This window comes from Pseudoalteromonas sp. C8 (assembly GCF_011378685.1).
Lineage (GTDB): Bacteria > Pseudomonadota > Gammaproteobacteria > Enterobacterales > Alteromonadaceae > Pseudoalteromonas > Pseudoalteromonas arctica.
In genome coordinates, this window is record NZ_WTKT01000017.1 from 22,977 (window position 1) to 35,697 (window position 12,721).

The window sequence follows — 12,721 nt, forward strand, 5'->3', positions numbered from 1 at the left end:
CCAAACCACATTATAGCCGAGCGAAAGCTCGGCTAATGTCTTGTTTTGTTTCGGAGTATAAAAATGAAATCTTTTAAACCCTCTACACTTGCTTTATCAAAGTTAAACTACGCTGTAATGGCTGCGTTACTTGGTTTATCAGTAAATACAGTCACGGCTGCTGAGCAGCAAGTAGAAGAGCAAGAAATAGAAGAAGTTGTTGCTGTAGGGCAACGATTAAAGGGCAGTGCGGGTGCGGTACTGCAAGAACGTCAAAACCAAGCGTTTGTTGCTGATATTATGGGTGCAGACCAAATATCACGTACTGGTGATGGCGATGCCGCCTCTGCACTTCGTCGTGTTACTGGTTTAACGTTAGTCGATGGCAAATTTATTTATGTGCGTGGTTTAGGTGAACGCTATTCTAGTACTCAGCTAAATAGCATGTATGTACCAAGTCCTGATCCTACTCGCTCAGTGGTTCCTTTGGATTTATTTCCATCTGAAATTATTGAAAGCTTGAGTGTACAAAAGTCATTTTCACCGGATATGCCAGCGCATTTTGGTGGAGGTAATGTAAATATTCGCACTAAATCAATTCCTTCTGACTTTTTATTAAAAGTACAAGTGGGTACATCGTACAATACTTCTAATAGCGATACCGGTTACTTTTACAGTGGCGGTGATGATGACTGGATGGGTCGAGATGATGGTTCGCGAGCATTATCGGATGTGTTTACTACTGCGCTTACCAGTGATGCTGGTCTTGAGGGCAATATAAACACTACGTTAGCTGAGCGTAAAAACCTGATTCAATCGCTTGATTGGGATGTAGGTATTTCAGAAAAGGATGTTGACCCTGCCATGAACTTCTCTATTGCCTTAGGTGATAGATTTGAAAGTGAGGTCGGTACTTTTGGTGTGCTTGCAGCCGTATCTTACGATAACGAGTGGGAAGTAGTTCAAGAGCAAAGCGGCTCAAGCCTTGGTAGCTTAGGCTGTGAAGACAAATGTTTTGCCCAGTATTACGATGGTACATCGACTGAGCAAAATGTACGTTGGAGCGGCACATTAAATTTAGGATATGAGTTAAATTCAAACCATAAGTTTGAGCTTACTAATATTGCACTTCATGACATGAGTGACCGCGTACGTAACCGCGATTACTTTGATGCAAATGAAACCGAAGAAGGTGTCACCGAATTACGCCGAGTAGATATTACGTACGAAGAGCGCGAAATGTTTTCGACTCAGCTTAAGGGGACGCACAACTTTCCAGAGCTAAATAATTTATTTTTTGATTGGTATGGCGGTTTAAGTCGAGCAAACCGTAATGCACCAGGTGGTTTAGATGTTGTTTATCAGCAAAACTTAGTTGATGGCGTGCTTGAATCTGAACAATTACAAGATGTAGCTGCAACAAATATCACCCGTGAGTATCAAGTATTACACGACGATGTTGAAACATTTGGTTGGAATATGGGTATGCCTTTTTATGGTGACGGCTATGAGCTTGAGTTAAAAATAGGCGGCGATTTTTCAGAGAAAAAACGTGATGCAAGTAATGTGAAGTTTGGCATTACGCACCGTGGTATAAGCGATGAGTACTCGTTCGGTTCTAACGTAAGCGATATTTTTGCGGATGAAAACACGGCGAATGACGCTTTTTATGCAAGTGTAACTGGCTCAGGTATTTTTGATGACGGCACCACTGATGGTGATAAGTACAGTGCAGCGCATAAATTAGATGCTTATTATTTTATGGCGGATTACTTCTATCAAAACACTTGGCGTTTTACTGGTGGCGTTCGATGGGAAGATTTTTCGCAAGTATCAGTCGGTTATGAAGCGCATACTAATTTCTTTGAAAATACGCTACAAGAAATCCAAGATGTAGCTATTAATGAAGATAACTTTTTTCCTTCTTTAGCTGTTACGTACATCATGGATGAAGAGATGCAATTTCGCTTAAATTTAAGTGAAACAACCATTCGCCCAGATCTACGTGATGTAAGCTCGTCTTTCTTTGTTGACCCGTTAACTGAGTTTTTGGTGAGAGGATCTCCTAGTTTACAAAGTTCTAATTTAAAAAATGTTGATTTTAGGTTTGAATGGTATATGCCATCAGGTAATAACCTTTCTGTTGCATTGTTTTATAAAGACATTGAAAACCCAATTGAAATGGTTGAGCTTGCGGGCGTAGGGGGAGCATCTCCACAGTTATTAACAGCTAATGCTCAGTCGGGTAAATTGTCGGGTATTGAAGTTGATTTTTTAACTGACTTTGGCTTTATAAATAAAGATTGGTCCTCAGCATTCTTGTCAGGCAACGTTACGCTATCTGACTCAAGTGTTAATTTGGGGATTAATGATTCAGACGGTGTTGACTCACTGTTTGAAACACAACTCAAAGAAGCCCTTGAGGCCGATACGGTATCGAATATTGTAACTAACAATGAGCGTCGTTTAGTTGGTCATTCTGAGTGGGTTGCAAACTTACAAATGGGCTATGACTCGGATGATGGATTTCATTCAACTTCATTAATTTATAATGTGTTTGGTCCTCGTATAATTGTACCTGGTACACGTGGTAATGAAGATGCCGAAGAAAAGTCGTTTCACTCAGTTGATTTAGTTTATTCTTACTTCCCTAACTTTAACTCTAAAGTTAATTTTAAGGTTAAGAATATGCTTGGCCAAGAAAAAGAAATTGAACAAGAAGGTCTTACCCTTTGGGGACAAGACACCGGCACTGAGTTTAGTTTAAGTTATAGCTATGAGTTTTAAGCTTTATTTAAAATAAAACTCAAGGAATGAAATAATAAACTTCACTATCTATTAGCTCTGTATTTTAATACAGAGCTTTTTTGTGTTTATGCTCAGTATGAAAAATATTTAAGTTCTGTTTTATTCGCTAGTTTTAGCTTTCAGCCAGTGTTAGTTTAGCGTTAATGAAAATTAAATCTCACGCAATGAATTTAATTTTTAATGTATTAAGGCATCTTTTATGAATCAAACAGTGGAACAAACAATGAAAAAAGTAGGATTAGTCGGTTGGCGTGGCATGGTTGGCTCTGTGTTATTAGAACGTATGCAGCAGCAAAGTGATTTTGCCCATATCGACACCACCTTTTTCACCACCTCACAAGCGGGTCAACTAGGCCCAGATATAGCAGGCGACGCAAAACCATTACTAGATGCAAGTGACATTAGCAAACTTGCTAAAATGGATATTATTGTTACTTGCCAAGGCGGTGACTACACTAATGCGGTATATCCAAAACTTCGAGAGTCGGGTTGGGATGGTTACTGGATTGATGCAGCTTCAGCACTGCGTATGAGTGAGGACAGCATAATAGTGCTAGATCCCGTAAACAAAGATGTTATTGAACAAGGCTTAGAGCAAGGCGTTAAAACCTTTGTGGGCGGTAACTGTACTGTATCGCTGATGCTACTTGCATTAGGTGGTTTATTTGAGCAAGACCTAATTGAATGGGTAAGCCCAATGACTTACCAAGCGGCGTCGGGCGCTGGTGCACGAAATATGAAAGAGCTTATTGCACAAATGGGCGCTATTCATGCAAGTGTTGCAGATAAACTAGATAACCCAAGCTCTGCTATTTTAGAAATTGATAAAATAGTCAGTGAAACAATGGCGTCAAAAGACTTACCACAAGACCAATTTGGTGTGCCATTAGCGGGCAGTTTAATCCCTTGGATTGACGTACCTATGCCAAGTGGTCAGTCTAAAGAAGAATGGAAAGCGCAAGTTGAAGCGAACAAAATTTTAGGTTCTTCAAAGCAACCAGTACCAATTGATGGTTTATGTGTACGTATTGGCGCTATGCGTTGTCATTCACAAGCGATGACCATTAAATTACGTGAAGATATTAGCGTAGAAAAAATTGAAGAAATTTTAGCGTCTCATAACGAGTGGGTTAAGGTTATTCCTAACGAGCGTGAAATTAGCGCAACAGACTTAACACCCGTTAAAGTAACAGGCACTTTAACAATTCCTGTTGGCCGTATTCGTAAATTAGCGATGGGGCCAAAATACATCAGCGCATTTACAGTAGGCGATCAGCTTTTGTGGGGAGCGGCAGAGCCACTTCGTCGTATGCTACGCATAATTGTTGATGGTGAGTAATACCAATTCGCAATAATACTTAATCAATTTGAGGGGTTAAATCTGACGCTAACTACGTTAAATATTTCTGATATAGAACAACTAAATAACGAAATCTTTGCCTTGTTATCGACACGATTTTTCTTCCCTCAAAATAGATCACTTAATTAAGCGAATTGGTATAATATATAATCAGTATTAACAAAAGGGGTTGGCAATTTACCAGCCCTTTTTAGTTTAATGGCTTATAAAACCGCTTAAGAGGCTTAAACAATACTTTTTTATGAATGTTCACTGTTGTTTATTATTGAACTTAAGTAAACTGTTTACATTGTGCAACAGCCTATTCAAGTAACATTAATGACCTCTCATATAAATAACTTTGCCAATAAGCGATTAGCATTTGTTAGCTCCTATTTTAGTTCTGCAATTGCTATAAACACGGTTGTTTCTTGTTTTCTTATTTTTAGCAGTATTAACCACAGCGCCTCGCAAGAAAAACTTTACTGGCTTTTTACGTTATCATTTATTTCATTACTTCGAATAGCCAGCCATGTATTTGTTAACAACACCCATGCTTTTAAATATCATCTGTATTTTATAGGTTTATTATTAACAGCCGTAACTTGGGCTGCTTTCCCCATTTTGTTTTATGAAAATATGCCAATGCAGGAGAAGTTTGTATCACTCGTTGTTTTTAGCTCCCTTGCTGGTGGCGGTGTAAATGTTTTAGCTTCTGATATTCGTTCCTCCTTGTCGTATATAACCTGTTTACTGGTTCCTTTTAGTATTTTATTACTTTTACAGCCTATTGAAGATGAGAATGTACTAGGTATTTTAGGGCTCGTTTTATGGTTTATTTTGTGTTTTGTTACCGCTGTACGTTCTGCTAAAGATGTAAAGTCATCAATTAATAATGAACTTAAGTTAGATCAATTTATTGAAAACTTAGAAAACGAAGTGCAACTTCGTACCGAACAAATAATCCTTTTAGAGCAAAAAGATAATTTAACTAAATTGTTTAACAGGGGGAGCTTTGTTTCTAATGTTGAACTTGATTTAGCCAATCAAAATGATGATATTAAAGCCGTTTTATTTTTAGATATGGATGACTTTAAAATCATCAACGATAAATACGGTCACGATTTTGGTGACTTTGTTCTGGCCCAAACAGGTAAACGATTAGTTGAAACACAAACTCAGGGCGATTTTATTGCTTGTCGTTGGGGAGGGGATGAGTTTATTTTTTATTCTCGTAGTAACACCGAAGACGAACTTTTTGACTGTGTTTTTAGATTAGTTAAAACTTTAACGAAAACAGTAAGCATGGATAGCTATCAAGTAAACCCTTCTTTTAAGGTTGGGCTGTATTTTACGCGTGAAAATTTTAACCTTGAAGACGCGATTAAATACGCTGATGTTGCTATGTATGAAGGTAAGAAAAGCCGTAATGAAATATCAGTATTTGACGAGCGAATGCATGAATCGCTTAAAAGAGAAGAAGTACTTCGTAGCTCAATTAAAGAGTGCGTAGAAAAAGGTGACTTTCATCTGTGTTATCAACCTATTGTTGATATAAGTACAAATGAAATAACCACGTTTGAAGTACTACTTCGTTGGCAGTTTAATGATGAATTTATCCCCCCTTCAGAATTTATAGATATTGCAGAGCGATATGGAAAAATTAATATATTAGGTGAATTTGTACTAGAACAAGCCATCGCGAGTTTAAGTAAGTTAAACGCTGTGAATAGTAAGATTGGATTGTCGATTAATGTGTCGGTGCTGCAACTAGAAAACCATAACTTTTTAGATTTTTTAGTTGCGCTTTTAAGTAGGTACGCAGTCAAACCATACAATGTGCATTTAGAGATAACAGAAACAGTCATGATCAAAAATTTACCGTATTTGTCAAAAGTGATTACGGCCATAAAAAATACCGGTGTGCGTATCTCTATTGATGACTTTGGTACTGGGTTTTCTTCTATATCGGTTTTAAAAGAGCTATCAGTTGATTACATTAAAATAGACAAATCTTATATTGATAACATTTGTGAATGCTCAAAAGATAAAAGTATTGTATCTGCGGTAACTAACATGTCGCATATGATTGGATGCCAAGTAATAGCTGAGGGCGTAGAAAGTCCAGCTCAGTTAACGTTATTACAAAGCTTACAAATTGATAAGTATCAAGGTTTTATATTCAGTAAACCAGTTAGATTTGATCAAGCATTTTCACTTATAAGTTAAAGGGATACACTCGCTTTATATTCAATTAAGCATTGCTGTATAAATTACATTTTGCAGCAATGTCTTATTTTAAATACTGGATTTACATCATTTTTTCAGAAAAACTTAAAATCTATATTGCATTTTACTACCTTAGAATATTTCCCTACTCGTACTTTTGAATCTTCATATTCATCGTTCACTCTTAAAGTGGTATAACCTTTGCTCTTAATACGTAGATTAGCCTGTTTAGCTACAATGAGGCTACCAACGATGTATTTTAAATGCGTTATACGTAGTGTTATTACAATTTTGCGTAATTCTTACATGTTTAAAATGCTCATTTGAAAGTATTAGGTAAAGGAAATTACAATGAGCTCGGTTTCTAATGTATTTCATAGCAAATGGTTTAACTCATTAGCGGTTATTTTATTAGTTCTTATTATTGCCAGAATAGCTGCGCCTTATGTGCTTCAGCAGTACGTAAATTATCAGCTAAAACACACACAAGGTGTTACGGGGCATGTTGGTGATGTAGATTTGTTTTTATATCGCGGTGCCTACGCGATTGACGACGTTGAAATTTACGCTGTTGATGCAACTTCAGCTCCTAAGCCTTTGCTGAGTATTCAAACTCTCGATTTTTCACTTGCGTGGTCAGCCCTTTTAAAAGGGAATTTAGTAACAAATATGGCGTTTACGCGTCCTAAAATAGTTATTTACGATAAAGATCCCAATGCTTCTGAGCAAAATAAACAAGTAAAAGACGAAACTACTTGGGTAGGTCTCGCCAATAATTTAGTACTGTTTTCTATTGATACCTTAACAATTGAGCAAGGCAAGTTAACTTTAGTTAACTCAACGAATAGTGGTGAAAAACCCACTTTTATATCAAATATCAACGCTCGAATTGAAAATATAACCAACGCGCAAAACCTATCAAAAACACTAGTGACTACTCTAAACGTAGAAGGTGCATTAATGGGGGAGGCCGCATTAAAGTTTGATGGCAAATTAGATCCCTTTAGCAAACAAGCCAATTTTGATTTTAACGCAGAAGTACAGCGTTTCTCTGTTAAAAACCTCGATACTGTATTTAAGGTATACACGCCTTTTGATATTGAAGCGGGTGGCATTGATGGTGCTATGGAACTTGTGGCTAAAGATAATAACTTAAATGGTTATGTAAAGGCGGGCGTTCAAAACTTGAGCGTGTTCTCGTGGCGCGAAGATATAGAAAAAGATGACGATGGAATATTTACAGCCATATTTGAAGGCAGTGTTGATTTACTGGGCTCTATACTCGAAAACGATGAGTCTAAACTTGTTGCTGCACGTATCCCTATAGAGGGGCAATTAGATAATACGGATGTTTCGACTTTTCAAGCTGTGATTTCGGTATTAGAAAACGCATTTTTTGATGCGTTTAAAATGAAAGTAGATAACGTTATTTCTTTTGAAGATACGGATGAAAAATCTGATAACGAGGAGAATTAAAGCTCTTTGGTAATGTTCGTTTTAGTTAAATACTTAAGCTGCACCCACTTTTTAAACTTTAAGTGGGTGCTTTAGTACTCTTCTCAGATTAGTTTTTGCGGTTACTCAATAGCTCTTTAAGCTCAGCAATTTGGGATTGTAGTTCGTTTACCTGCCCTTGCGTTGCAGGTAATGAGCTGTCGTCTGCGAGCTCTTCTCGCGCTTTGCGGTGCTCTTCACTCATTACTTCTAAAATGGCACCTACCATCATATTTAAAAATACAAATGCGGTTAAAAATATAAACGTAAGGTAATAAATCCAGCTTAGTTCGTACACCGCCATTGTCTCGTACATTATATCGGTCCAATCTTCAAACGTTGCCACCCTAAACAGAGTAAGCATTGAGATTGATACGTCTTGCCAAAGTACGGGGTTTATTTCAGCAAACATCATGCTGCCCATTGCAGCGTATATATAAAAAATAACAAACATTAATAGGGCTATATAACCCATTTGCGGAATGGCTTTAAGCAATGAGTTAACTAATAAGCGCAGCTCTGGGATCATCGATACCAATCGCAATACCCTAAATATGCGAAGTAGACGAGCAATTAACATAGTAGAGCCAGCAGCAGGATATAAACTGCCCAATACTATGATGGTGTCGAATATATTCCATCCTTTAGAAAAAAAGTGTTTTATGCCTTTACTTGCAATAAAGCGGATTACTAGTTCAACTAAAAAGAATGCGGTAATGCCAACGTCCATCCAATTTAGAGCAAGCTCTACGGTAGGATGTAGTGAGTAAGTGTGCGCACCGACTGTCAGGGCAGAAACAATAATTACAGCTATAACAAATGATTGAAATATCTTGCTTTTGTCTATACGCTGAAACAACTTTTGTAACTGCGACATCATATAAATAGATCCTTTAGAGATTAAGATTTTATGGCGCTAATATACAATAATATTGTAATAATTTAACGCTTTTTCGATATAGAAAGTGTAAGGAAATTTAATGTTTATCAATAAACTAAAAAGTAGCGCATTACTTATTGTTGGATTATGTGTTTTAGCTGGTTGCAGCTCCGACGCGCGTTTTCATGAAGTTCAATCGGCGCGCCTTGATGAATGTAACTATAAAGCCGACAAAGAATATTACGAATGCCTAGATAAACAAGACTCTAACTACGAAGAGTTTAAAAAACAGCAACAAGCAGAAACTAAATAAGTAACCTTTATATTTATGACTAAAACTCAAAAGCAGCGCGATAAGCACATTCGACTAGCACTTACTAATGCATGCGAGGCAATAAAAGAAAGCGTAATTGGTTTTGATTATCTAACGCATACCATTGATTTAAATAACGAGGCCAATACGTTAAAAGTACAGTGCTATTTTAACGATGATATAGCCCTTGAAAGTGCAAAACCGCAACTTAACGAATTAACAGCTATTATACTTAACGAGTTAGCAGTTATTAAGTTGAACGCAAAACCAGCACATATTTCATTTTCCGCCAATTAACAGAGCTTTTGTTGGTTTGATAGCACATGGACGTTATAATTAGATAAATTATTTTTAGGGTTTAAATTATGGCTGTTCCTACGCGTTCGCAAATTTCACCAGGTACCACAGTAAATATTGTATTAAAAGAAGATCAACGCAGTGGCACATTAACTGAGGGTGTTGTTGAGCGCCTTTTAACAAAATCACCCAATCACCCACACGGCATTAAAGTACGTTTAGAAGATGGTCAAGTTGGCCGAGTAAAAGAGATTTTATAATGGCAGCGTTAACAGAACAGGCTTTTTGGGAATTAGTAACAACGCCTGATTTAGGGCTCGATCCGCAAAGTGTGAGCGATAACCTAAAAACTAAACTTAATGATTTAAGCGATCAACACCTTATTGATTTTGATAAGCATTTTGGCATACATATGCGCAAGTGTTTTACCTGGGATGTGTTTGGTGCCGCCTTTGTGATGGCTGGATGTAACGACGATTACGGCTTTAGCGAATTTAGATGTTGGTTAATTTCGCGCGGTAAAACAGTATTCGAAAACGCCTTAGAAAATGCTGATTCGATAGCGCAGTGTACACCTGTTTATTACTTAAACGAGCAGCCTTATCCGTACATTGATGAGTACGACTTAATAGCCGGTTTATTATTTGAAGAACGTAACGAAGACGAATTGCCGTTTATCCCATCTGGCAGTGATGAACCCAAAGGTAAACGTTTTAAAGACAAACCTAAGTTTTTAAAACAGAGCTACCCTTTATTATTTGCAAAGTACTGGCAATAAAATAAATACCAATTCGTATAACTAGTTAAACAATCTGATGAGTTCAATTTACCCTTACAATTAAGCGCATTGGTATAAATCGTTTTGTTGTTTAAGTACGTATTAAATAAAGTGCTTAACAACAAAATGGTTTGTAATGAGTATCTAGGGCATGTTTACCTTTGGTGGTTGAATTTGTTCAATCTAAGAAGGATTTAATCGCGGCGCGAAACTTGTAAACTAGTGGGCTCGACAACTGCTCCTGGGTTATTCTAATGGCTTACATCCATGTAAGAATAAGTAAAAACCGAGCAAAGCTTCCGCGTCCTACTCACGCGCTCGCTCCTGTAATACGACTTCTCTCCTTTTATAGTAAATCTCTGTTATAGTTGTTAAAAGTTATAAAAGCTAAGTGATTAGGCATTTTGCTATTATTTAACACGCTGACTCACGAGGATACACCCACGAAATGAAATATTTAACACTCGCTTTATTAACTGTCGCTTTTACAAGTGCAAATGCTTTTTCTGAGCCGAGTAATAAAACACGATTTATACCGTTTTTAAAGTCAAAATTGGGGGCATACGAAGTTGTGTCGACCAATTCAGGGTTATGCGTTAATAGCGATTTGAGTTTGACAGACGAAAGTGATTTAAGTGCAGGTTTTAAACTTGGAGAACAAATTGTATTTGGATCGCTCCACAATGGTACTCGCACTATTAAAAAACCAAACTTTTGTTTTATAACCAGTACGCTTAAATATAAAAGTGATGGCCTTGAAAACGGTTTAAGAATGAGCCGTTGTGAAAACCCTGCAAACGAAAAAACAATCAGTCAAAGTATCAAATTCTTAGCTGATAACACACTAAAATACACATTAAGCGAACCTAGTGTAGAGTGCACATTTAAAAAAGCAGACGAGAGCAAGTAAAGCATCTAGTAAGTAGTAAATCATTCGCAGTATATTTTAGGGATATCGCGCCAACGCGTAGTGTACTGCGGCGATAAAAAATCACGGTTCATGTGCCATCGGTCATTTAATTTACTGCTTGCAAGGCTGAGTATCCCTTTTCCGTATCGATTATTGATTGTATCTAGGCATTGCATAAGCTTTGGATTATCAGGGCTCTTATTAAATAAGTCATTTTGCTGAAACTGTTCTGATATTAGCTCTACCGCGCCCACACCACACTTATAAAATCGGATCCCCGGTTGGTAAATATTATTAAATACCTCAGATACAGCATTAGCCATCACACAGGTGTCGTTAGTGGGTGAGGGGAACTTATACACAAACGACTTTTTATAATATCTGTTTTCGTGCGCGCCACTGGCTGCAAAAATATAAAGCTGGTGAGTGAGCGAACGTTGCGCCCTTAGTTTATTAGCTACTGTGGTTACATGGTTAATTAGCGCTGTTTTAAGGGCTGTTGGCTCGCATATGCGCTCTCCAAAACTACGGGTCGAATAAATCTCTCGCTTGTCTTGTCGTACATCATCCCAGTTTAAACATGTTATCCCGTTAAGTTCGCTTACTGTACGTTCAACAACCACACTAAATGCACGGCGCATTGTTTTAGGGTTTTGCTGAGCAAGATCCCAAGCGGTGTGTATATTCATTATTTTAAGCTTTTTAGCTAGTCGCCGGCCTATTCCCCAGACATCTTCGCAGCTCATTCTTTGTAAAATAGCTTGGCGAGTTTGCTCGCTATTTATTACTGCTACACCATTAAAACCACTGAGCTTTTTAGCTGCATGGTTAGCGGCTTTTGCTAAAGTAGGGGTTGGGCCAAAACCTACACCTACAGGAAGCTTTGTTTCGCGCCATACTGTGCGCCTTATTGTATGGCCGTACTCATGCCAGTCTTTAATTAATGATGTGTAGCCATTAAAGTGCAAAAACGATTCATCAATACTGTATATGTGTTGTGTATCGCAAAAGCGGCCAATAATATTCATCATCTTGTCGCTTAAATCAGCATAAAGCTCGTAATTGCTAGAGCGAATAACAACGTTGTTTTGCTCAAGTAAATGCTTAACTTTAAAGTACGGGCCAAATTTAGGAATATTTAAGCGCCGAGCAATAGGACAAATAGCGCATACACAGCCATCGTTATTAGTAAGTACAACCACGGGTTTGGAGCGAATAGCAGGGTCGAATACTTTTTCGGCACTGGCATAAAATGACACAGCATCAACTAAGGCATACATTTTAGTAACTCTGGGCTTTGCCTGTGCATTCTTATTGATAGCGTTACTACGCCTTCTAGCTGAAATTCGTCTGCAGAGGTTAGTTGTACAGGCTTATGTAAAGAAGAAGCTGAAAGCAGCCGTGCATTGGTTTTATCAAGCAGCTTGCATACAAAAAGACCATTTAAGTTCGCAACAATAACGTCACCATTTTCTGCAGGCTCTGCACGGTCGATAACTAATAAATCCCCTTCAAAAATTCCGACTTCTTGCATAGAGTTACCTGATGCAATACCAATAAACGTGGCATCTGGATGCTTTATTAAAAGCTCATCAAGGGTTACACCTAGCTCGGTGTACTGCGCTGCGGGGGATTCAAAACCACACACGCCTGCTTCTATATAAATGGGAATGACAAACATAACACAACCTAAA

At 37.7% G+C, this 12,721-nt stretch carries 12 protein-coding genes; 9 read left to right on the forward strand and 3 right to left on the reverse strand.

What is annotated here, in order from left to right:
* Positions 1–63: 63 nt before the first annotated feature.
* From GQR39_RS15385 to GQR39_RS15400, 4 genes are all read left to right on the forward strand, one after another.
* A complete protein-coding gene (locus tag GQR39_RS15385) occupies positions 64–2,766 on the forward strand; it encodes a TonB-dependent receptor (protein WP_165736063.1) in 2,703 nt (900 codons plus the stop codon).
* A 220-nt stretch (positions 2,767–2,986) separates the two neighbouring features.
* A complete protein-coding gene (gene asd / locus GQR39_RS15390) occupies positions 2,987–4,126 on the forward strand; it encodes an aspartate-semialdehyde dehydrogenase (protein WP_165736064.1) in 1,140 nt (379 codons plus the stop codon).
* A 339-nt stretch (positions 4,127–4,465) separates the two neighbouring features.
* A complete protein-coding gene (locus GQR39_RS15395; protein ID WP_206007875.1) occupies positions 4,466–6,355 on the forward strand; it encodes a bifunctional diguanylate cyclase/phosphodiesterase in 1,890 nt (629 codons plus the stop codon).
* A 351-nt stretch (positions 6,356–6,706) separates the two neighbouring features.
* Positions 6,707–7,831 carry a DUF748 domain-containing protein gene (locus GQR39_RS15400; RefSeq protein ID WP_165736066.1) on the forward strand — a complete coding sequence of 375 codons (1,125 nt, stop codon included), beginning with the start codon at positions 6,707–6,709 and terminating at the stop codon, positions 7,829–7,831.
* A gap of 88 nt (positions 7,832–7,919) precedes the next feature.
* Here the strand turns inward: GQR39_RS15400 and GQR39_RS15405 are convergent, their stop codons facing one another.
* Positions 7,920–8,729 carry an ion transporter gene (locus GQR39_RS15405; protein ID WP_165736067.1) on the reverse strand — a complete coding sequence of 270 codons (810 nt, stop codon included), beginning with the start codon at positions 8,727–8,729 and terminating at the stop codon, positions 7,920–7,922.
* Positions 8,730–8,829: 100 nt separating this feature from the next.
* Here GQR39_RS15405 and GQR39_RS15410 point away from each other — a divergent pair, with 100 nt between their 5' ends.
* From GQR39_RS15410 to GQR39_RS15430, 5 genes are all read left to right on the forward strand, one after another.
* Entirely contained in the window at positions 8,830–9,042 is a 213-nt protein-coding gene (locus GQR39_RS15410; RefSeq protein ID WP_007583226.1) for a hypothetical protein, read from the forward strand.
* Between the two features lie 15 nt (positions 9,043–9,057).
* A complete protein-coding gene (locus GQR39_RS15415) occupies positions 9,058–9,339 on the forward strand; it encodes a hypothetical protein (RefSeq protein WP_024591034.1) in 282 nt (93 codons plus the stop codon).
* Between the two features lie 68 nt (positions 9,340–9,407).
* Positions 9,408–9,599 (forward strand): YwbE family protein, encoded by a 192-nt coding sequence (locus GQR39_RS15420; protein WP_007583223.1) that lies wholly within the window; start codon positions 9,408–9,410, stop codon positions 9,597–9,599.
* Positions 9,599–10,117, forward strand: coding sequence for a DUF4240 domain-containing protein (locus GQR39_RS15425; protein WP_165736068.1), 519 nt, complete (start codon positions 9,599–9,601; stop codon positions 10,115–10,117). Before GQR39_RS15420 ends, GQR39_RS15425 begins: the two co-directional genes overlap by 1 nt.
* A 448-nt stretch (positions 10,118–10,565) precedes the next feature.
* On the forward strand, positions 10,566–11,027 hold the full coding sequence (locus GQR39_RS15430) for a hypothetical protein (protein ID WP_010552920.1): 462 nt from the start codon (positions 10,566–10,568) through the stop codon (positions 11,025–11,027).
* Between the two features lie 20 nt (positions 11,028–11,047).
* Here the strand turns inward: GQR39_RS15430 and GQR39_RS15435 are convergent, their stop codons facing one another.
* Complete coding sequence (locus GQR39_RS15435; RefSeq protein ID WP_165736069.1) at positions 11,048–12,307, reverse strand: Y-family DNA polymerase; 1,260 nt, start codon at positions 12,305–12,307, stop codon at positions 11,048–11,050.
* On the reverse strand, positions 12,295–12,708 hold the full coding sequence (locus GQR39_RS15440) for a S24 family peptidase (RefSeq protein ID WP_010552918.1): 414 nt from the start codon (positions 12,706–12,708) through the stop codon (positions 12,295–12,297). The genes GQR39_RS15435 and GQR39_RS15440 overlap by 13 nt, the downstream gene beginning before the upstream one ends.
* Positions 12,709–12,721: the final 13 nt, after the last annotated feature.